Origin of the sequence: Lysinibacillus sp. FSL R5-0849, assembly GCF_038595075.1 — a bacterium.
Taxonomy (GTDB): Bacteria; Bacillota; Bacilli; order Bacillales_A; family Planococcaceae; genus Lysinibacillus; species Lysinibacillus fusiformis.
This window is the reverse complement of record NZ_CP152004.1, coordinates 2,968,406-2,990,979: the sequence shown is the minus strand read 5'-3', so window position 1 is coordinate 2,990,979 and position 22,574 is coordinate 2,968,406. Positions and strand designations below refer to the sequence as shown.

The window sequence follows — 22,574 nt, the reverse complement described above, 5'->3', positions numbered from 1 at the left end:
GAGGTGACAAAATGTCTCCTTTACATAATATTTTTACTGCCAATCCTCCCGCTAACGAGCATGAAATTTTGCTAATAGAACAGACCATGGCTATTCATCTTCCACAAGAATATAAAAATGTCCTGAAAGAGTCCAATGGTTTTTCATTTACGAATGGTGTTTTCATATATGGTACCGAGGAAATAATGGAAAGAAATGAGACTTGGGAAGTGAAGGAATATGCAAAAGGCTATGTTGCCATAGGGGATGATGGAGGCGGAATGGTCTTTTTAATGGCGTTAGAGAAAGAAGCCTGTCAGGTTTTTGTTGTAGATGTTGGCGATATGAATCCGCAGCATGCTATATTGGTCTCTTCCCATTTAAACAAGTGGCTACAAGAGGGTTTTTTGGATTGAAAAAGTAAAAAATGTAGAAGCTTGTTCCTACCATTAGGAGCAAGCTTTTTCTATGTCAATCTATGGAGAACTAAGCAATTTCATTACATATTCTATTATATTATTGTATTTTTTAGAAAATTATGTTGAATAATAGGTGAATGATGGTATAATCAATTTATAGTTACAAATATGGTTAATAATTCCTTATAATAGAGGTTTTATTGGATAATAATAGTAACTGCAAAAACTAATGAAATGGAGCGATTTTATGATTAACATGGTTCAATATTTAGAGCAAAATCCGTCGTTGGTAACATTGTTAAAAGAAAAGAAAGCTTCTCTTGTTGGTGTAACAGAACTTGAACAAAAGGCAATTTTGGATTCGTTTGATGAAGATGTATGTTTAGAAAGCACAATTTGGTATTAAATTTTAATTATAAAAAGTGGTTTTGGCTTGCTGTAAGTACATATTTGGTAATTGGGCTTTATTTACTAAATGTTACATACAGCAAGCCTGTTTTAAGTATGGATGTTCAGAATGAGGATGGACAATGGATTTTAATAGAGCCATATTATAAGGAATGGGCTGAAAAACATAAAATAAAAAAAGGCGATATTATTTTAGAAGTTGATGGAAAACAGATTGATAGTCTTCGTGATTTAAAGTACGAACCTGTAATTCGTGCAGCTAGAGAATTGAAAATAATGAAAGATAATGGGGCTGTTATAAACCTAAATATTAAGTTATATGATATACCTGAACAATTTTTTTATGTTTTAATAGTTCCTTTTTGTTACTTCTTTCTTACATTATTTATCACTTTATATTTATATTATAAACAAAAAAATACAATTCTCTTAAATTTATTGATTCTTTTTATCTTAACTGTTTCCTTAGCTTATGTTAGTAGTGGAGCATCCGCTAGGTTAAATCTATTAGGAATAATAATCAATCGAAGCAGCATGCTACTTTGTTTAGTTATACTATTACACTTTTTGAAAATATATTTTGATTTTATGGATTTAAAATGGTTGTTTACTAAAAAAATTAATTTGTTTTATACTATTCCAATCGCAGGTGTGGTACTAAGTGTCTTTAGCAATCTGTATCCATCTACTCATTTTGAAAATTCGTTCATTGTTTTAAGCCTTTTTTTCTTTTTATTGCTGGTGATTCTAGGAATAATAATACTAGGATACATCAAATATAAAACGCCACAATTAAAAATATTGTTAAGTAGTATTATCATTCCATTTTTGCCGTTTTTATTTCTTTATGCACTACCTGAAATACTATTTCATAAACAATTACTAGAAGCTGATATATGTTCTTTATTTTTAATGCTCATTCCTTTAAGCTTCTTATTCACTCAACTCACAGAACGTATATTTGATATGGAGTACTTTATATCGCGTATACGCTATTATTTTAATTTCTCATTTGCCTTTACTATTTGGCTTTTGGGTGGATTGTATTTATTGACGGATTTATCAATTACACGTATGACGGAGCTGTTCTTTTTTACGTTTCTCTCCTTAATGGCGTTGTTTTACATTAAGGAGCGGGTTGATTATCGTAAGCGAAAGATTTTGTTTTCTACAAAAGGTGACTATATCCACCGCTTATATACTACCGTCGATAGTATAGGGAGAGTTGTGAAGATTGAGGATTTATTGGAGAAGTTTGTCCAGGAAGTGGTGCTCCAGCTTGAAATGGAAAGTGTTTATGTTCTCACGTATGATTTTCAAACACATCAAGTTACATTAACGAACAAATCCAAGGAATACAATCAACATCAAATTGATGAGGTTTTACTTGAACAATTAGGTTTAGGGGATATTAAAAAAACAGATCATTTCTATATAGCCTTTATTCATCAGGATACAAGTTATAAACGAATTCTTGTTGTGGATCATAATAAATCTATTTATTTGAAGGATGAGGAATTGCTATGGCTGGAATTGTTACTGTTATATTTAAATAACTTTATAGAAAATACTAAAATGGTCGAGGACCTATTAGATCAGTTAAAGCATATGAAAGAGGCAGATAATCGGCAGCTGCCCTGGCTTAATAAATTACTTTGGCTTCGTTTTGAGGAGGAGAAGTATCAGTTAGCCCAAGAGCTTCATGATACGATTTTACAGGAGCAGCTTCATATCGCAAGAGAAATGGATGTCCTGATGCACATGAAGGATTCAGAAAATTTTTCAACTAAACTTGGGAAGCTTCATGAGCATATGATTACCTCCTTAAATGATTTACGAGGATACTGTGAAAATTTAAAGCCTCCTTTATTAGATACATTGGGCTTAAATGCTGCACTTGAGAAGCTTATTCAAAAAGTTCAAAAACGGGCAAATTTCGAATTGCTTTATACAATTGATCGTCTTTATTTAGAGGATGAACGTTTAAATTTAATGATCTATCGTTTGTTTCAAGAATTATTAAACAATGCATTAAAGCATTCCTATGCCAATGCAGTTACCATCCATTTACAAAGCACGGAAGAAGGCTTTGAGGTTTTGTATAGCGATGATGGTGTGGGGTGTAATTTAGATGATATTATACTGACAGAATCCATGGGCATTCAAGGTATGCAAGAGAGGGTTCAGGCGTTTAATGGAAAGTTCGCATTACATAGCAAAGTAGGAGAGGGAATGATGATTCGTATTCGCGTAAGTGAAACTCAGTATCCATATCCTTATGCGTATAGTACGCTGAACCGACCAACTTACATGATTCGAGGATAGCCCGATGAAGCAGAATACGCTATATGCCTACAATTTTCACCTTTTAATCTCTTCATAATTTTTATGAAAGTGGATTAGAAGGCTTTTGTTTTTTGAGTATGAAATAATATCAAAATATTATTATTGTAGAGATAAGAATACAGGAGAATATACACTTTTTTGAATTCTTTTCCCTGAATAAAGGAAATCAGGGAGATGTGGCCGATATAATTCAATAGAAGGATTGAGGAGGTCAACCGATTTGAATAAAAAATTATTTTTAACAGCAGCAGCAATACCCGTAGCACTTATTGTACCAACTGTTGCAAGTGCAGCGGAGACGGTGACGGTCACGGGGCAAAATATTGTAAATGAAACATTAACGGTTCATCAATTACCCAATAATGCCATAGTCAATGCCTACCAATGGTATTATCTAGAAAAGGTAGCTAGTGAAGATGGTTCAAAAACGTCTACGAATAAACCGATTGCAGGTGCTACTTCTGCTTCGTTAAAGGTGCCAGTAGAAGCAGCGGGTAAAACCATTTTTGTGGAGGCTACTACAACTGATGGAAAAAAATATCAAAGTGAGCCAAGAACCATTAATCAATTGGATCTTGCGATTACAACGCCGACTTTAGAGGGCTTTTCGACTTCAGATTTTGTTGCACCTGGCGAAACGGTGAAAGTAGCGGGTGTTACTGTAACGGATAAGGCAGGAGCGAAATTAACAAGCGGTCAAATTACATATAGTTATCAATGGTTTTATCAACTAGGCGAGGGTGAAAATTCCTTCACTATTATTGAGGGAGCTTCAGGTAGCACTTATACTATTCCGAAAGATGCCATAGAAAAGGGAATCAAAGATATTATTGTTAAGGTAAAAGCTCAGGTAGGCACTTCTTTTGTGGAATCGCCACGTTCTGAAGTGATTTCTATATCCAAAGAACCAACAGATACATTATCAAATGATATTAAAAATTTATTAGTGAATGATAACAAATACAATGTTTCTGATATAAAGTCGTTTGAGGAAAAAATTAAGGCATTAGAAAGTAAATATCAAGCATTGTCAGAGCCTGCTAAAGGGAATGTATCAAATTATGCTGTTCTCAAGCGAGCACTTGCAGATGTGGACCTTATCAATAAGTTAAATGAAAAAGTGGACAAGGTAGGGGGAATTAGCGACAAAGATTTGCCTGCCTATATAAAGGAAATTGAAGCGGCCTACGATAAGTTCGATTTATTACAACGTAGCTTAGATGTCAATGATGCTTTATATACGAGCATTAAAAACCTTTTAAATGAGCCCAATGATCTTGAGGAAATAAAAGAAGTCAGAAGACTTAATTTGGCAATCGTTAATTTACTTTCTTATTCGAATGGCATTTCACAGTATGTTCCTTCTGATAAGGATTCCTTACAAGGGGTCGTGAATACGATTGAGGCAGATATTGCTAAATTATCACAAAATTATCGTGGGGCTGTTCAAAACCTAACGATTCTCAATGAGGCTAAAGCCGATATTAAAAAAGTGGAGCAATTTATTAAATCATTTGATAAATTATCCTCCAATAATACGCCAAATAAGCAGGTAACGGTTGCCAAGTCTATTCGTTCTACCTATGAAAAATTAACGTATAAACAATTAAAATTAGTGCCAGACAAGTATGGTCAGCTTTTAACGGCAGCTGAAAGTGCGGAAGAAAGTCAAATTGCTACATTAAACAATGATATCGATAGCTATATTGGGGATGATATTTATCCAATCAATCCATCTGCTAGTTCTTGGCAAAGTCATGTCAACAATGTGGCTCGCATGGTAAAAGAATATAAGAGCTTAACAAAAGCATCGGCAGCCCAAATAGAGGGGTATGACAGCCTTGTTACTTTACAAAAGGATTTAAAAACGGCTGAAAAAGTGATTAAAGATATGGATGCTTATCAAAAACTAACGGGCATCAGTGGTGTAACTGAAAGCAAACTGAATTCGAGCTATACGAATACATTAAAAGCTTATAATAAATTGACATCTTTACAGCAATCGCTTGTCTATAATGCTCAAGAGTTTTTACTCAATACGCCAAAAGTTTCTGTTGATGGAAAAGTACCGGCTGATAAGGCTGCAGCAGAGGCTTTGAAAGCAGATATTGCTAAATTTGCGGATGTCACTAAATTTACATTCAATCAATTAGAAAAAGCAGTTGATACGGCAGCACAATCCTATAAAAAGCTGTCATCTGGTGCAAGAAAGTATGTCACTAATAATTATTTACTAACTGCTGCTCAGAAGGACATTACAGGTGTCAAATCATTCTATAAAAAAATTCAAACCGCTAAAGAAGAAACAGATGCGGCGAAACAAGCTAAAAAAATAGAGTCTGTGCAAAAAGCGTATGCTAAATTACCTGCTAATCAACAGCATTTAGCAAAAGAGCAATACGAAGCACTGTTAAAGAATCAAATTATTGATGAAAATGCACCAAATATAAAGCAACTGAATGATGAAATAGCTACTATTGTTTCAAATGATCAGTATTTAGTGTCGATTGATAAAATTAATACTCTGTCTAAGCAATACAGTAGCCTAAGCTCAAGTGATAAAAAGCTGATTACGAATTATGATATTTTAAAAGCGGCAATCGCAGATGTGAAAAAAGCAGAGTCCTTTATGAAGACCTATGAAAAATCATTTAACACTAACCCAAGCACTGTCATCAAGGCATTTGAAAAACTTACATCTAAGCAAGTGAGCCTTATTCCTTCAGATATCCAAAGATGGGTTAGCGAAAAGCAACAAGGTCAACAGCAAACGAATGAACAGGCTTTGACATTAATTGAATCGATCAATTCACTCCTTGTCAATGGTGAGTATATAGCTGGTCTAGAGGATAAAGTAAAAGATATTCGTACTAAGTATGATGCCTTGAGCGCTCAAGATAAAAAGATTGTCAAAAACTATTCGAAGCTTACACAGGCCGAAAGTGATTTGAAGAAGGTTGCCGACGTCCATGCATTGTACAAGGCAGATGGTGATGAGGCGGCTCAAAAAGCTTGGCAATCCGCTTATGGGAAGCTTTCCAAAAAATTAGAATTACTTTATAAAAACATGTATCCACAGGATATTAAATGAGGTAAGCCCCGAGAAACTCGGGGTTTTTCTGTATAGATTTTTTATTTGTCTAGTAAATTGGTTGTCCGCTATACTATGAACAGAAGAGAAAAGAAATTTTTTACATAACTATTGCAGTTTCACAAAGAAGGTAGGAACAAAAAGATGTATAAAATAGGTGTTGTGGGTCCTGTCAAATCCGTCCAAAGAATTATTGCTTTAGCCAGAGAGATTGAACAGGATATGGAATTTATTCCATATATTTATACGATAGCGACAGAGACAAAGCATCTTGTGGAGACCTATGATCAAGATGTGGATTTCTGGCTGTTTTCTGGCTATATCCCCTATAAGATAGCGAGCCAAACAAACGTTTCACAGGATAAATTGGCTCATATCATTTTTTCGGAGGCGGCTATTTATAGAGGATTTTTAGAGCAATCCTATCGGCAAAAGAAGTTTATTGAAAATGTTAGTATCGATATTATACCTTCTCCCTCACAAATGGCTTCAGAGGGTCTAGCGGAGATCCAAAAGAATGTCAATCATATGTATTTAAAGGAATTTGATGTAGCCATTGATCCAAAAGAGTTATTTGATTTTCACTATATACTTTGGCAGGAGGGAAAGATCGATTTTGCCATCACTTGTTATCCATCTGTCGATGAAGAGCTGAAAGATCGAGGAGTTCCCTCCTATTGGGTATCTCCCACAAAAACAGAAATTTACCATACAGTTCAGCTATTTACGGAAAAAATTAAAACATCCTACTATAAAGAAACTCAAATTGGTGCAGTAATGCTTGAAATCAAGGATTTTGATTCGTTAAAGGAGCGTATGAAGCAAGGGTATCGCATCCAATATTTAGAGCTACGTACTAAGGAACATCTACTTCAACTTTGTGAACAAATTGACGGTTCCCTCATTGAAGAGGGGAATGGAAAATATACAATTTTTAGTACAAGGGGTGCGATTGAAGGGAAAATTAAATTTCTACAGGAAAAAATGTATCAATTATCCATCGAAATGGAAGCAAAAGTAACTGCAGGTATTGGTTTTGCACAAACCGTATTCAATGCAGAACTACATGCTCATCGAGGGCTAAGGCAGACCAAGGAAAATGAGGCCATCGATATCGTTATGATTCAGGATGACGGTACGATTATTGAGTCGGTCGGAAATATGGAAGAGTTGTCTTATTCTTACCGAGCAGAAGATCCCGATATTTTAGAAAAGCTAAAAAAAGGTAATATTAGTATTAAAACGTATATGAAAATCCATGCGCTTGTGCAGAAAATGCGCTGGAAGCATTTTACGACAAAGGATTTAGCAACACAGCTTCAAATGAGTGAAAGAAATGCACAGCGTATTGTTGCGGATTTATGTAGTGTAGATTTAGCAAGAATTTGTGGCGAAGAATTACAGCATTTGCGTGGTAGACCAATCAAAATGTATCAGCTTGTCTAGAAACTAAAAAAATGTTCCAAACCAATGTGTGGTTTGGGACATTTTTTTTTCTAAAATTTTAGGATCGATAAAACAAAGACCAGTCCACAAGTTGTGCGCTTTTTTGAGCCGATCATTCATAGCTAGAGAAGCGACTATCTATTAGAAATTTTCAAAAAAATATTGTTTTTTTGGAGTACTTTGATTATTATACGAATATATAACGAAAATGTCGGTATATAAAAGGGGTTTTGATTTTACTAGATTTGCAAGGGGGCAAGAATCTTAAAGAACAACTGTAGCGGTGATGCAATCACTGCCATAAAGAGAAGGTTTTTGATCATGGGAGGGATATAAATGACAACAAATGAAGTAACGAAAAAATCTAGAAATGTTATCCTTGCGCTATTATTTTTAGGCTGGTCTTTAGGGAACTTAGATCGCTATATTATGAACTACGCAGTCGTTTCAATTACAGGCGATTTGCAACTGGATGCATCTTCGACGGGTATTATTTTAAGCGCTTTCTTTTTAGGCTATGCCATTATGCAAATACCAGGAGGCTGGCTAGCTGATAAATTTGGCGCAAAACGAATCTTGCTAATGGCTGTCATCATGTGGTCAATATTTACCGGACTTACGGCTATTGCCTGGTCTTTAACAGCGATGATTGTTATTCGTTTCTTATTCGGCATCGGAGAAGGTGGATTTCAACCATCTAGCTCTAAGATTATTGCCACGATTTTCCCGAAAGAAGAAAGAGGCAGAGCGATGTCAATTATGCTGACTTCTGGTGGGATTGTTTCGCTAATTGTACCGCTGTTGGCCGCTTATTTATTAGGAACGATTGGCTGGCGTATGATGTTTATCATTATCGGGGCTATTGGAGCGATTATTGCTTATTTATATTGGAAATACATTCAGCTCCCGAAAGCTGAAACAGTAGATGCTGCTGAGACAGGTAGTCCGGCTGTTAAGGTAAGCTTTAAAGAACTACTGAAAACACCGCTCATGTGGAATTTGATTATTGCTTATTTCTGTATTTATGCGGTGAACTGGGGATTAGTATCGTGGATTCCAACCTACCTTCAAAAAAATCGTGGACTAGACTTAATGTCCATTGGTTGGGCACAAACAATTCCTGCTATTACAACGATTATTGGGGTGTATGGTAGCGGATATATTATCGATAAGCTTCCAAGAGGAATGGAAAAGGTGTTAGGCTCTATTTCCTGTGCAGTCATCGGTCTTTTATTGTATTTAATGTTTACAGCGAAAACGGTGACATTATTTATTGGCTATCAAACAGTTGTTTCTATCTTTATTGCGTTTGTCATTACGCTACTACCCGTAATTGTTCTAAAGAAATTGCCTTCGTCTATAACAGGCTCAGCTATGGGGATCGCGAATACAGGCGGACAGCTAGCGGGGTTTGTTACACCTATGGCTATTGGTTTTATGGTCGATGCCTTTAATGGTTCGTTTGATGCAGCCTTTTGGATGTTAATTGGATTCGCGCTCATTTGTATTGTGTCGCTTGTAACGTTAAACGACCAAAAAGGAGCATTATTGAAAGCATAATGAATAAATTGGAGGGACAATAATGAGTTTTCAAGAAAAAATTTCTACATTTATTGAGGCAAAGAAGGATGCTAGTGTGGCATTAAGCGATGCAATTTGGGCTGTACCGGAGCTTCATTTTCAAGAAAAACGATCCATGCAATATATGAAAGAGGCACTCGAAAACGAGGGGTTTCAAACTGAGGTTGGCTTAGCTGGGCTTGATACTGCGCTTGTTGGAACTTTTGGGTCAGGAAAGCCAGTCATCGCCTTTTTAGGGGAATACGATGCACTACCAGGCTTGAGCCAAAAGGGCGGTGTTACCACTCATGAGCCTCTTGAGAATGGGGGAAGTGGTCATGGCTGTGGCCATAATTTATTAGGAACAGGAGCATTTGCAGCAGCTGTTGCCGTAAAAGATTATTTAGAGCAACATCCACAATCCGCAACCATCCGTTTTTACGGTTGCCCTGCAGAAGAAAATGGATCTGGTAAAGCTTATATGGCGAAAGCTGGCTTATTCGATGATGTAGATATCGCCATTTCTTGGCATCCTGGTACGTTTTCAACGGTGATGACTTGTAGCTCTCTAGCAAACTATGCTGTTACATTTAAGTTTACAGGTAAAAGTGCACATGCTGCAGCTGCTCCTCATCTGGGAAGAAGTGCATTAGATGCTGTTGAGCTGATGAACGTTGGGGTAAACTACTTACGAGAGCATATTATTCCAGAAGCAAGAGTGCATTATGCTATTACAAACTCTGGTGGAACATCTCCGAATGTTGTTCAACCATATGCTGAGGTTACCTATTTAGTGCGAGCACCTAAAAAGCAACAAGTGCAAGAAATCTATCAGCGCGTTGAACAAATAGCGAAGGGTGCAACGCTCATGACAGGTACTTCCCTAGAAATCGATTTTGAAGGTGCTGCCTCTAATTTAATAACGAATAAGACACTTTATGATGCCATGTATCAACAAATACTTGAAATTGGCATGCCAGACTATACAATAGAGGATGAACAGTATGCTCAGGCTATTTTCAATACGTTTTCTCCTGAAGTACAAGCCTCTTCATTAGTTGGTCTACATAAAGGTGATGTTCAACAATTACAAGGAAAAGTTATTGCTGATCATATTCCTCGAATGCTCCCTGAATTTATCATGGGTGGCTCTACTGATGTGGGAGATGTTAGCTGGAATGTGCCAACTGTTCAATGTACGACAGTATGTATGGCATTAGGAACGCCACTGCATACATGGCAAGTTGTTTCTCAAGGTGTCACACCAATCGCCCATAAAGGTATGCTACAAGCTGCTAAAATTATGGCGTGTACAGCTATTGAGTTATTGGGTAATCCAATACTGATTGAGGAAGCTAAAAAGGAATGGCAAGAACGTCTTGATGGGGAGACGTATGAATCGTTAATTCCGGAGGGGACAATGTCTCCAAAGCTATAAAAGGATAGCAAAAATATGGATAGAGTCTTCATAGGAGAACTATGAAGACTCTGTTTTTGCACATTTTGAAAGGAGTCCACAGTAATGTCAACACAACCTAGTCACGATCAGCTTGTGGCACAATCGGTCACACAGTTTCGCTCTGCCGCAAAAGAAGGACGGTGCGCTAACTATATCCCTGCATTAGCTAAAAAAGACCCAAATCAATTAGCTATAGCCATTATTGGCACTGAAGGGCATGAAATTAAAGCTGGTGATACGACGGAGTTATTTACGCTTCAAAGTGTTTCCAAAGTAATCACCTTTATACTGGCCTGTATGGATCGAGGATTGCCCTATGTATTAGAGAGGGTTGATGTTGAGCCAACAGGGGATACATTCAACTCTATTATTCGCTTAGAAAGTCATCAGCCAGGAAAGCCCTTTAATCCAATGATTAATGCTGGGGCGATTACTGTCTCCTCTATGATGATTGGTCATTCACCACAGGAGAAGATTGACAAAATCCTGCAATTTTTAGAGCAAATCATAGGTAAGCAATTAAGTGTCAACGAGGAAGTGTTTCAATCTGAGTGGCAGACAGCTAACCGTAATCGAGCACTAGCCTACTATTTAATGGATTCTGGTTTCTTAGACTGCCCAGTAGAAGCGGCTCTTGAGGTTTACTTAAAGCAATGTGCGATTGAAGTCAATGTATCCGATTTAGCGATGATTGGTTTAGTTATCGCTAATGATGGCTATCATCCGCTATTAAAGAAACAGTTATTTCCTAAACAAGTGGCAAAATTAGCAAAGGCTTTAATGGTAACATGCGGTATGTACAATGCTTCAGGAAAATTTGCGGCATTTATTGGACTTCCTGCTAAAAGTGGTGTTTCTGGTGCCATTCTTACTGCTGTCCCAGGCCATGCAGGGTTAGATTCACCATTCCCTGCTGGCTGTGGCATAGGTATTTATGGACCAGCCATCGATCCTATCGGGAATAGTGTCGCAGGTGTCCAATTACTGAAACATTTAGCGACAGAATGGGATATGACCATTTTTTAACGAGTAGAAGATGACTTCAGAGTGAGCTCTGAAGTCATCTTTTTTTCATTTTATATAGAATGAATAGGACAATAAACCAAATAGGGGTTAGGAGAAGAGCTGTACGTGTTGCCTCAGAAATAAACATCACAATTAATAGGAAAGCAAAAAACGCAAGCACTACGTAGTTAATAAAAGGTGTCAGCGGTGCTTTGAAGCTTGAGGCTTCATGTAGGGCACGATTTTTCCGTTTATAGATGATGTGAGAAATGATGATAATACTCCACACCCATATGAAGCAAATCGCACTAATAGTCGTTACGATACTAAAGGCATTCTCTGGCATTAGCTTACTTAACAGTGCCCCTACAGATACAACAATTGCAGAAATGACTAGTGCGTTACTTGGAACACTATTTTTATTGAGCTTAGCAAAAGCAGGTGATGCTTGTTTATTTTTACCAAGATTAAAGAGCATGCGACTTGTTGAAAATAAACCACTATTACCAGCAGAAGCGGCTGAAGTGAGCACAACAAAATTAATAATACCTGCAGCAATTGGAATGCCCGCTAACGTAAATACTTGGACAAATGGACTGCTTGCGGCAGACATTTCATACCATGGATTGATACATAGGATGACAAACAGTGCCCCTACATAAAAGAGTAGAATTCGAAATGGTATTTTATTGATAGCAGAAGGAATGTTTTTTTGTGGGTCTGCAGTCTCGGCTGCTGATACCCCTACTAATTCCACACCGACGAAAGCGAAAACAACCATCTGGAAGGCCATTAAAAAGCCATATACTCCATTTGGAAACAGGCCGCCGTGGACCCAAAGATTATCTACTGAAACCGTCCCAGAGCTTGTTTGAAAGCCTGTCACTAACATCATAAGTCCAAGGATAATGAGCGCCACAATGGTAATCACTTTAATGATAGCAAACCAAAATTCTAACTCCCCAAATAGTTTGACCGTCAATAAATTCAGTAGTAGTAATACTACTAAACAACCAATAGCTGGAACCCACTGAGGGATATCAAACCAATATTGTGTATAAACCCCTACAGCGATAATATCCGCCATCGCTGTCATGATCCAACAGAACCAGTAGGTCCAGCCTGTTACATACCCTGCCCATGGCCCTATATATTCGGAGGCAAAATCCGTAAATGATGTATATCCTGAATTCGATAATAATAGTTCGCCTAATGCACGCATAACAAAAAAGAGTGCCGTTCCGACAATTAAATAGGCAAGGATGATCGAAGGCCCTGCTAATGCAATGGCTTTCCCAGAGCCTAGAAATAAACCGGTTCCTATTGTCCCACCAATGGCAATAAGCTGTACATGGCGATTTTTTAATTCACGTTTTAATTGTTGCTGTTCCACGTTAATCCCCCCAAAGATGCATAAAAAATGACTGAAAAAATAAAAAAAGAGACTAGTTGTGACACTAGTCTCGGAAAAACGTCAGAATAACAAATACCATTTGATCACGGATGGTTCATGAAATCATTCGTAACCATCGTATGGCATCGCTTAAAAAAGCTGTTATTACTCCTCTGTCCTTTTGCCTGAGATAGTGAACCCTTCGGCGACGCAAATTGCGCTCTCTCCAGAACTGCTCCTGCTATAGTTTGATCCATAGCATTCATAGCTTATTAATTTTTTAACATAAATATTATTTTAAGATATTATATATCCTAGCAGTGCTTTTACAAATATTCAACTAGAAATTTATATTATTTTCAGAAAAATAGAAGAATGTAGTGAATAAATGAAAATTACTAACGATAATTAGTATTTTTGGACATACAAAGATTTCCGTAGTATGCGCAAATGGGTAAATACGAAAGGTTTATGTGAAGAAATGGAGTGGGACAAGTGAGGGGAGAGAGGATCACTATAGTATGAAAGAGTGTACGAAATAGCCACTTAAAATTTTGCAATAGATATAATATAGTAGAAACTCTGAATTTTTTGTATAAAAAGAAGCCGTCTCCTAGTTCTTTGAGACGACTTTTTTTAGGGAAATATTAATATTTTTTGGCTTTTATTTTACCTGTCCAAGTTTTGAAACCGCCTTGAAGTTGGTAAATTTGGTTGTACCCACGTTTTTTAAGAAATAGTGCAGCACGTGAGCTACGGCCTGTATTTTGACAGTATAAATATACTGGTAAATCTGGGCGAATTTCTTTATAACGTTGACGTAATGTTGTGGAAGGAACATTTCGTGCGCCAAGAATGTGACCAGCATCAAATTCTTTTTGTTCACGAACATCGATTAGCTGCGCTTTACGATAGCCTTCAATAAATTGTTCTTGTGTTAAGTTGGTTACAGCTTTTTTGAGTCTTAGTGCATTAATACCGATGTATGCAATTACGACTACTAAAACGACACCGATTGTGATAAGTATGTCCAAGATTTTCTTACCCCTTTCTATCTTCTTTATTATTATAAAAGATGCGCTAGCGATAGTCCAATGAGTTTGATAAAATTAACTAGATTGTGGCGAATTCGTCGATATCGTTTGCAAAGCCACAACTTGAACTGTAACGTAATCTTCGTTAAGGTTGAACCGCAGGTGGGGCCTGAGGTATTTTTATAAATTGTAGGAGATGAACATATGACAACTTGGTATTTTTTAAATTCAGGGAAATGTAGTCCTTCTTTTAATATGGCACTAGATGAAGCATTACTTGATTGGCATAGTGAGGGGTTAATTCCACCAGTCATTCGTTTTTATGAGTGGGAACCGGCAACATTATCAATCGGTTATTTTCAGCAAGCCAAAAAAGATATAAATTTAGATGCTGTACGTGAGCAAGGCTTAGGTTTTGTACGTCGACCAACTGGTGGACGAGCTGTGCTGCATGAGCATGAGCTCACATATAGTGTCATCGTAACAGAAAGCTATCCAAATATGCCAGAGTCAGTGACAGAGGCGTACCGTGTGCTAAGTGAAGGCATCTTGCAAGGTTTCCATAACTTAGGGATGGATGCCTATTTTAGTGTCCCTGATACAGAGGAGAAAAGAGCAGACTTAAAGAGTCCGAAAAGTGCAGTATGCTTTGATGCTCCAAGCTGGTATGAGCTGGTAGTTGAAGGGAAAAAAATAGCGGGAAGTGCGCAAACACGTCAAAAAGGTGTTATATTGCAGCATGGTGCCATTTTATTAGATTTAGATCAGGAGAAGTTATTATCGGTCTTTAATTTTTCGAGTGAAGAAGCGAAGGATCGTATGCGCAGAAAATTACCAGAGAAAGCAGTAGCGATTAACAGTCTTGTGGATGAACCTGTGACAGTTGAACAATGTGTGACTGCTTTTCGAGATGGTTTTGCAAAATCGTTGCAAATTGAATTAAAACCATTTACACTTTCTGAGGAGCAGTTAGAATATGTCCGTGCATTAGAAGAAAAAAAATATGCATCTGATGAGTGGAACTTCAAAAAGTAAAAAATGGTATAAAAAAAATATTTTTAAGCGTTAAATCCTTGCTATTACAAGTAGTTACGATTCTATTGAAAAAAGCAAGAGTTGAATTGAAAGTCTATATATAGTATCTTTTTTAAAGACATATACACAATATGTAGTGTTTAACAACACATGATATTGTGTATTTATTTTGTAAGGGAGGCAAAACGATGGTACTCACAAATCATCAACCCGATGTAAACAATCAATTTGAACAGTTAAACAAAGATATCGAACAATTCCTGCAGGTACACCCTGTAACGCCTGATATGCACATCACGCACAAAGGTGTATCAAGACTTGTCATGATCGATCGCTACTCGTTTAAAGACACAGAAAAGAAAACACTAAAAGCCGGTGACTTTGTTGTTTTAACGGTAAAAGCTGATCCAAAGTTCCCTGCACGTGGTTTAGGGACAATTCAAAAGCTGGACATGACTACAAAAACAGCTGATATTTTGATTGAGGAAGATTATCGTAGCGTTTTAGACGATCCACAGGAGCAAGAAACGGGTGTGATTACGCGTTCAATTGACGTGCTAGAGAAGCCTCTTGAGATTTTTTATGAACAAATCGCTAAACGAAATGCAACAGGACTGGCGGTTGTTGAAAAAACACCAGAAAAACGCCAAGAATGGTTTGAAAAATTTTATGAGCAATTAGTGTCCTTAAAGTTCATTCCTGCAGGACGAGTAATATACGGAGCAGGATCTGAAACAGATGTAACATTCTTTAACTGTTACGTAATGCCTTTTGTTGCGGATTCACGTGAAGGTATTAGTGATCACCGTAAACAAGTAATGGAAATTATGAGCCGTGGTGGTGGAGTAGGAACAAATGGTTCCACATTACGTCCTCGCAACACATTGGCACGTGGAGTAAACGGTAAATCGTCAGGTTCTGTTTCTTGGTTAGATGATATTGCTAAATTAACACATCTTGTAGAGCAAGGTGGCTCACGTCGTGGAGCACAAATGATTATGCTTGCCGATTGGCATCCAGATATTGTGGAGTTTATTATTTCGAAAATGCAAAACCCACGTATCCTTCGTTACCTAATTGAAAATACAACGGATGAAACAATCATTCGTCTAGCTAAAGAGAAATTAAACTTCAAGCCACTTTCTATGCAGGAAGAAGCTATGTATCAAGGCATTGTAAACTATAAAAGCATTGAAGGTTTAGGTGGATTTGATACAGCCATTATTCGTGAGGCTGAAAATAAATTACGTGATGGTGGCACATATACTGTGCATAACTCAGAGTTTTTAACAGGTGCAAACATCTCCGTAACATTAACAAAAGAATTTATGGAAGCTGTTGAAAACGATGCTGATTTCGAACTGCGTTTCCCAGCGGTTGAAGAATACTCGAAAGAAGAAATGCATGCTTACAACACAGAATGGCATCATGTTGGTGACGTTCGTGAATGGGAGAAAATGGGCTATAAAATCCGCACATATCGCACGATCAAAGCGAAAGAATTGTGGAATTTAATTAACGTATGTGCAACATACTCTGCAGAGCCAGGAATTTTCTTTATCGACAATGCGAATGATATGACGAATGCAAAGGCATATGGTCAAAGCGTTGTTGCAACTAACCCATGTGGGGAACAGCCACTTGCGCCATACTCAGTGTGTAACTTGGCAGCGGTAAACCTTGCACAATTTGCGAATAAAGACAATCAAACTGTAGATTACGAAGCACTACGTGAAACGGTTCGTGTTGGTGTTCGTATGCAGGATAATGTTATTGATGCAACTCCATACTTCTTAGAGGAAAACCGTGTACAAGCACTTGGTGAGCGTCGTGTTGGTCTAGGCGTAATGGGCCTAGCTGATTTACTCATTTATTGTGAGAAAGAATACGGTTCTGAAGCAGGTAATGCTTTAGTCGATGAAATCTTTAAAACAATTGCTGAAACCGCGTATGAGGCGTCTACAGAGCTTGCTAAAGAGCGTGGAAGCTTCCCATTCTTAGTAGGTGCTACTGACGAAGAAACAGCTCGTTTACGTAAAGCTTTCACAGAAACAGGCTTCATGCAAAAAATGCCTGCTCACATCAAGGAGCAAATTTTAGCAACAGGTATCCGTAACTCCCATTTATTAACGGTTGCCCCAACAGGTTCAACAGGAACAATGGTAGGCGTAGCAACAGGTCTTGAGCCATATTTCTCCTTCACTTACTACCGTTCTGGCCGTCTAGGTAAGTTCATTGAAGTGAAAGCTGAAATTGTAAAAGAATATTTAGATCGTCATCCAGAGGCTAGTGAGCAAGAGCTTCCAGAATGGTTTGTAACGGCAATGGAGCTAAAACCAGAGGCACATGCGGATGTACAATGTATTATTCAAAAATGGATTGATTCATCGATCTCTAAAACAGTAAACGCGCCAAAAGGCTATACTGTACAACAAGTTGAAAAAGTATATGAGAGACTATATAAAGGTGGCGCTAAAGGTGGTACGGTCTATGTGGATGGTAGCCGTGATTCACAGGTACTTACGCTAAAAGCCGAAGAAAATGATATGGATCAACTATCATTTGAGGAAGAATTAGTAGAAGAACATACAACACGTCCAGTCGTATTAGTTGATACGATTCAAGCACTAGAGTCCACGACGGTAATTGGCTCGGACGTAGGAAATACATGTCCAGTATGTCGTAAAGGAACAGTCGAAGAAATGGGCGGCTGTAATACTTGTACAAACTGTGGCGCACAGTTAAAATGCGGCCTGTAAATTTTATGTTCTTGTTGCTTTGAATAAAAGAATGAAAACGGTAATAAATTTTGATTAAAAGTAACCTCTTCGGTATTATGGCCGTAAGAGGTTATTTTTTTATATTTTTCTGAAAATTATAGGTCTGATATGACTCCAGTAGAATCAAAACTTATTCGACTAAATGTTCATCATCTATTGTGAGGATATTGAAGAATGGGTTTTGGACAAAGTTCTGGTGCCGATTAGTATTGTACTTAAAGGAAGAGTGGAATACTTTTATAACAATGTTTCTGGTGAAAGGCTGATTATGTTGGAATATATATCCTTATGGTAAAATCTCCATTAAAGCAAGAAAGAATCATTACCAATCAAACATTTATATATATAGGAGTCGCATCAGGAAAGTGTGGATTTACAACAATAATTATAATAATTTCCAATTAAGGGCTGGGAACATCCTCATTACAATTTATGTCTATATTGAAAAGGGAGGTAGAATAATGTGGTTACTATTCGGACTTATTGCTATAGTAACAACTTTTATAAATCTTTATTTGTATACAACAGGTAAAGATTATAAACTAGCGATGGCAATGGGGTTATCATTTACAGCATTGACACTTTGTTCGGAATATAGTTTTGTATCTAGCTGGGTACAAGTAGAAGATTGGGCAGCTTTAGAGGATGTAGTACCAGGTATGGAAAGGGCATTATGGTTTTTGACAATTGTTTCTATCTTACTAAATATAGTACCTATACTATTAGAGCTAAAAAATAAAAAATAAAAAATAAAAAATAAAAAATAATACTGATTCGGGTTCATACGGATAAATGGTAAGCAAAATTAAGTTCTCAAAAACGCTTTGGGAACTTCATTCATTTTAACCCAGCTTTATTTCTTCAAAGAAGCGGATAGATATTTTATATTTAACATGCAAATTTGAAGGAGTATACGCCAATTTGTGGAATTAAAATAATGTCCGGTCAATTGTAATAAAGTTTGACGACAACACCTATTTTGTAAAGTACTAGCTAATGACATTTGATTTTAAGGCTTGTTTATTTAGGGTTCTCATACATCCAGCTAGATAAAAAAATGGTGAAAGGGGATAAAGTAATGAGTGTAGTAATTTTTAATGGAGAGCGTTCTGAAGAAAGTGTTTTATTTGAAAAGTTGTTATTTTCCCAGAGTAATAAAGTGAGTTTTTCTAGTGTTGAAAATGCTAAACAGTTCATCAAGCAAAGAGCAACTGTGAATAATCAGCCTTATGTCATTGGGGATGATGTTCAATTTTTAAGTGTTAAGGATGAACAAACTTTTGAGGATATGCAAGTTTTTACATTAAATGATCAAAAGTCCTCGAAGCAAAAAGTGATTCTCTATATTCATGGTGGTGCTTGGACGAATCAACCGTTAAATTTACACTGGCTGTTCATGGATAAAATAGCACAAGCATTACAGGCAAAAGTTATCGCTCCGATATATCCAAAAGTACCTCATTTTAATCATAAGGACACGTACCAAAAAATACTTCATCTCTATAATAGGATTTTAGAGTCGGTTGAAAGCTCCAATCAATTAACGATTATAGGAGATTCTGCAGGAGGTAATATAGCACTTGGTTTGGCCCAGCTTTTAAAGCAAAACCATTTGCCACAGCCACAAGATATTATTTTACTATCGGCTTGTGTTGACCTAAGTCTAGAAAATCCTCTTATCCCTGAATATGAAGAAAAGGACCCTATGCTAGCTAGTGAAGGAATGAGCGTCATCACAAAGATATGGGCAGCTGATAAGGATCTAAAGGACCCATTGATTAGTCCAATTTATGGTGATTTTCAAGGTCTAGCGAGTATTACTCATTTTATTGGCACCCATGAAAGTTTATATCCAGATGCAGTAAAGTTTGATGAACAACTAAGCGAGCAAGGGATTGATATTACAACCTTTGTTTATCCTAAAATGAACCATGTATTTGTTGTCATGCCCATCCCCGAAGCACTAGACGCTCAACAGAAAATTATAAATATTATTCATAGTAAAGTGTTGAAATAGAAAGGGTTACACTAAATAAATAGTGTGGAGATCCCAAGTGTGTTTTGATTTTTCAAAACACGCTTTTTTTATTTCCTGTTTTAATAAACGGATTTTTACGCTAAGCCCCTCACATCTCATTGTTTAAACGAAAATCAAATTGTAAAGCTAGCTTGACATAATAAAAGATGTAAAGTAAACTTTACTTATTACTAAATGTACAGTTTACTTTACATTTAATGAGGAGGCATTATGAAAAACAGAATTCGTGAATTGCGGAAATCGAAAAAGATTACGCAGGAGGATTTGTCTAATGTAGTGGGTGTCTCACGACAATCAATTATTGCAATTGAATCGGGAAAATTCAATCCATCATTAGAGCTTGCCTACAATATTTCAAAAGCGTTCAACTGCACGATTGAGGAAGTTTTTATTTTCGAAGAGGAGGGAATGACATAATGGAATTTTCTATAGGGGGTATTCTTGGACTGTACGGCGGGATGATTTTTGGCATCCTTGGCTGGTGGTTCGGAAGGAAAAAAGCGAAGAAAAATAGAGGCTTAGATGAAGTACACGACCATATTTGGCAAAAGGCGAAATCTTATTCCTGGTATTTGACGTTAGCAGCAATTTATATTTTCTTTTCTTTAGTAGTGTTTGGGATTAAATTAAGCACTGCCATGGTTTTAGCTGTACTTTTATTTGTACACTTAGGGAGCTGGGCGATCATTGGGCTCATTTTGACTATCAACATGTACAGACCAATACCTTTTAAGCCTTCTTATGTGAAGTTAGGTATATGCATCAATGTCGCATCACTACTTATTTTTACCATTATCTCGATCCTAACAAATAATTGGCTGTTTTTATTATTCAGTATTCTGCCTAGTATGATGGGGATATTTACTGCCCTTACAGTCAATAGGAAAGTTTCCAAGTAAGTTTAGTTGTACGTTTCATCCCTTTGGATAGGTTTATCGAGCTGCGATTATGGCATTTAAACGAAAAATGCAAGGCTAGCATCTATATAAAAAAGGCAGTTCCAACAACTTACGTTGGGACTGCCTTTTCCTTAATCATGATTTAATGTTGCTGCTATTTCTGGCTGTTGCTCTACTTGAAGTAGCATATTAAAGGATGCAATGGCAACTTCCACTTGATCATCCTTTGGTTCGCGAGTCGTTAGCAATTGAAGCCATAGACCAGGATAGCCAAGGAATCGTAATACAGGGATATTACGGCAAGCATTTGTTGCCTGTAATACTTCAAATGATATTCCTAGTACTACTGGAATTAATAAAATACGATCTAAAATACGTAGCCATAGCGGGTCAGTTGGCACAAAGAAATATAAGAACATGCCGACAAAGACTGTGAAAAGAATAAAGCTACTACCACAACGATAGTGTAGACGTGATTGTGCTTGGACGTTTTCAACTGTAACGTCTAAACCAGCTTCATAGCAGTTGATGACTTTATGCTCGGCTCCATGGTACTGAAATACTCGTTTGATGAGAGGCGTTAACGAGATAAAATATAAATATGTGAGCAGTAATAGTAGTTTAATACCGCTTTCAAGTAAAATTTGGCCCGTTTTTCCTTCAATCCATTTAGAGAAAAAATCAGCTATAAAAACTGGAATTAGTGTAAAGGCAAATTTTCCAAATAAAAAGGAAAGAATACCTACTACAGCAACGCCAAGTATCATTTGAAGTTTGGATCCTTCTTCTTTATTATCTTCTTCTTCACCAGGTACTACATCATAACGATCCCCTGCAAATTGCATATGACGAGAACCTAAGCCTGCTGATTCAATCAACGCGACAACGCCTCGAACAAATGGGATTTTTTTAAGCTTTTGTAAAATAGGCTTTTGTACTTTTTTAAAATGATAATAATCAATGGAATCATCGTTACGACGAATGGCTGTAACTGTATGATCCTTTCCTCCGAACATCACACCTTCTAATTGTGCTTGTCCCCCGTATACAGGTGAATTGCTCAAGGCTAACACCACTCTCTTTATATATTTCAACTGTACCATTGTACTAAATTTAGTCAAAAACCTCTACAGTTACGCATAGTAAATTTTCTATATGGCTACACTAATCGTACATTTTAGGAAATGATTAGTGGGCAAGGGAGGAAATATTGTGAAAATAGGGACAATAACGTCACTTGTAAATGCGCTTGTTTTAGCATTGTGCTTAAAAGGTTTGCATTATTTTAATCTTATTAAATGGCATCCGATTGGTTTTTATAAAAAATGGGGATGGTTTGAAGAAAGCTCTAAATTATTTCACTGGACCTTCTTTATATTTCTTCTATTCATCATCGGATTGTTTGTATATATGACTATGCGCTATGTCTATGTCATTCCGGCGGTCTTTTCTTCGCTACTGCTAGGGCTTTTTGTAACGATTTTATTAGAATGGATTGCATTAGATTTACCATTACAACTTTCTTCCTTTAAAAAGCTTTCGATCCCATTCATTGTTGTCGTGGTTTGCCTTTTACGTTTCTTGTTAGAAACAGCCAATTTTCATCAGAGGGAGCATACGGCGCAAAAAGTAAATTAGTTGCTGTATGCGCCGTGTATGATAAAATAAATGGCAAGTACATA

General features: G+C 36.9%; 18 protein-coding genes and 1 riboswitch. Of the genes, 15 read left to right on the top strand and 3 right to left on the bottom strand.

What is annotated here, in order from left to right; genetic code table 11:
• Positions 1-11: 11 nt before the first annotated feature.
• The 8 genes from MKY80_RS14640 to MKY80_RS14605 all read left to right on the top strand — a co-directional run bounded on the left by MKY80_RS14640 (position 12) and on the right by MKY80_RS14605 (position 11,734).
• Positions 12-395: an SMI1/KNR4 family protein gene (locus MKY80_RS14640; protein ID WP_089986086.1), complete on the top strand. Its 384-nt coding sequence runs from the start codon at positions 12-14 to the stop codon at positions 393-395.
• Positions 396-645: 250 nt separating this feature from the next.
• A complete protein-coding gene (gene comX / locus MKY80_RS14635) occupies positions 646-804 on the top strand; it encodes a competence pheromone ComX (RefSeq protein WP_031417376.1) in 159 nt (52 codons plus the stop codon).
• Complete coding sequence (locus MKY80_RS14630; protein ID WP_089986085.1) at positions 795-3,131, top strand: ATP-binding protein; 2,337 nt, start codon at positions 795-797, stop codon at positions 3,129-3,131. The genes comX and MKY80_RS14630 overlap by 10 nt, the downstream gene beginning before the upstream one ends.
• A 241-nt stretch (positions 3,132-3,372) precedes the next feature.
• Complete coding sequence (locus MKY80_RS14625) at positions 3,373-6,243, top strand: hypothetical protein (protein ID WP_089986084.1); 2,871 nt, start codon at positions 3,373-3,375, stop codon at positions 6,241-6,243.
• Between the two features lie 144 nt (positions 6,244-6,387).
• On the top strand, positions 6,388-7,689 hold the full coding sequence (locus MKY80_RS14620) for a hypothetical protein (RefSeq protein WP_089986083.1): 1,302 nt from the start codon (positions 6,388-6,390) through the stop codon (positions 7,687-7,689).
• A gap of 336 nt (positions 7,690-8,025) precedes the next feature.
• On the top strand, positions 8,026-9,249 hold the full coding sequence (locus MKY80_RS14615) for an MFS transporter (RefSeq protein ID WP_008180157.1): 1,224 nt from the start codon (positions 8,026-8,028) through the stop codon (positions 9,247-9,249).
• Positions 9,250-9,271: 22 nt separating this feature from the next.
• The gene (locus tag MKY80_RS14610; RefSeq protein WP_008180159.1) at positions 9,272-10,687 is read left to right on the top strand and encodes a M20 family metallopeptidase; all 1,416 of its coding nucleotides are present in this window, start codon (positions 9,272-9,274) and stop codon (positions 10,685-10,687) included.
• An 84-nt stretch (positions 10,688-10,771) separates the two neighbouring features.
• Positions 10,772-11,734, top strand: coding sequence for a glutaminase (locus MKY80_RS14605; RefSeq protein ID WP_008180161.1), 963 nt, complete (start codon positions 10,772-10,774; stop codon positions 11,732-11,734).
• A 34-nt stretch (positions 11,735-11,768) separates the two neighbouring features.
• On the opposite strand, the gene MKY80_RS14600 is transcribed toward MKY80_RS14605, so the two are convergent.
• Positions 11,769-13,106 carry an amino acid permease gene (locus MKY80_RS14600; RefSeq protein WP_089986082.1) on the bottom strand — a complete coding sequence of 446 codons (1,338 nt, stop codon included), beginning with the start codon at positions 13,104-13,106 and terminating at the stop codon, positions 11,769-11,771.
• Between the two features lie 163 nt (positions 13,107-13,269).
• A riboswitch (glycine riboswitch) is annotated at positions 13,270-13,346 on the bottom strand.
• Between the two features lie 407 nt (positions 13,347-13,753).
• Complete coding sequence (locus MKY80_RS14595; protein ID WP_008180167.1) at positions 13,754-14,140, bottom strand: rhodanese-like domain-containing protein; 387 nt, start codon at positions 14,138-14,140, stop codon at positions 13,754-13,756.
• Positions 14,141-14,344: 204 nt separating this feature from the next.
• On the opposite strand from MKY80_RS14595, the gene MKY80_RS14590 reads away from it, so the two are divergent.
• From MKY80_RS14590 to MKY80_RS14565, 6 genes are all read left to right on the top strand, one after another.
• Positions 14,345-15,175, top strand: a complete 831-nt coding sequence (locus MKY80_RS14590) for a biotin/lipoate A/B protein ligase family protein (RefSeq protein ID WP_025116068.1) — start codon at positions 14,345-14,347, stop codon at positions 15,173-15,175.
• A 188-nt stretch (positions 15,176-15,363) separates the two neighbouring features.
• Positions 15,364-17,934: a vitamin B12-dependent ribonucleotide reductase gene (locus MKY80_RS14585; RefSeq protein ID WP_342529953.1), complete on the top strand. Its 2,571-nt coding sequence runs from the start codon at positions 15,364-15,366 to the stop codon at positions 17,932-17,934.
• A 482-nt stretch (positions 17,935-18,416) separates the two neighbouring features.
• The gene (locus MKY80_RS14580) at positions 18,417-18,701 is read left to right on the top strand and encodes a hypothetical protein (RefSeq protein ID WP_342529951.1); all 285 of its coding nucleotides are present in this window, start codon (positions 18,417-18,419) and stop codon (positions 18,699-18,701) included.
• Between the two features lie 332 nt (positions 18,702-19,033).
• Positions 19,034-19,972, top strand: coding sequence for an alpha/beta hydrolase (locus tag MKY80_RS14575; RefSeq protein ID WP_089986079.1), 939 nt, complete (start codon positions 19,034-19,036; stop codon positions 19,970-19,972).
• A gap of 231 nt (positions 19,973-20,203) precedes the next feature.
• Positions 20,204-20,410 (top strand): helix-turn-helix transcriptional regulator, encoded by a 207-nt coding sequence (locus MKY80_RS14570; RefSeq protein ID WP_089986078.1) that lies wholly within the window; start codon positions 20,204-20,206, stop codon positions 20,408-20,410.
• Entirely contained in the window at positions 20,410-20,892 is a 483-nt protein-coding gene (locus tag MKY80_RS14565; RefSeq protein WP_089986077.1) for a hypothetical protein, read from the top strand. The genes MKY80_RS14570 and MKY80_RS14565 overlap by 1 nt, the downstream gene beginning before the upstream one ends.
• Positions 20,893-21,023: 131 nt before the next feature.
• Here MKY80_RS14565 and MKY80_RS14560 read toward each other — a convergent pair whose 3' ends face one another.
• Complete coding sequence (locus MKY80_RS14560) at positions 21,024-21,995, bottom strand: DUF1385 domain-containing protein (RefSeq protein WP_051998125.1); 972 nt, start codon at positions 21,993-21,995, stop codon at positions 21,024-21,026.
• A 109-nt stretch (positions 21,996-22,104) separates the two neighbouring features.
• On the opposite strand from MKY80_RS14560, the gene MKY80_RS14555 reads away from it, so the two are divergent.
• The gene (locus MKY80_RS14555) at positions 22,105-22,530 is read left to right on the top strand and encodes a hypothetical protein (protein ID WP_089986076.1); all 426 of its coding nucleotides are present in this window, start codon (positions 22,105-22,107) and stop codon (positions 22,528-22,530) included.
• The last annotated feature ends 44 nt before the right edge of the window (positions 22,531-22,574 follow it).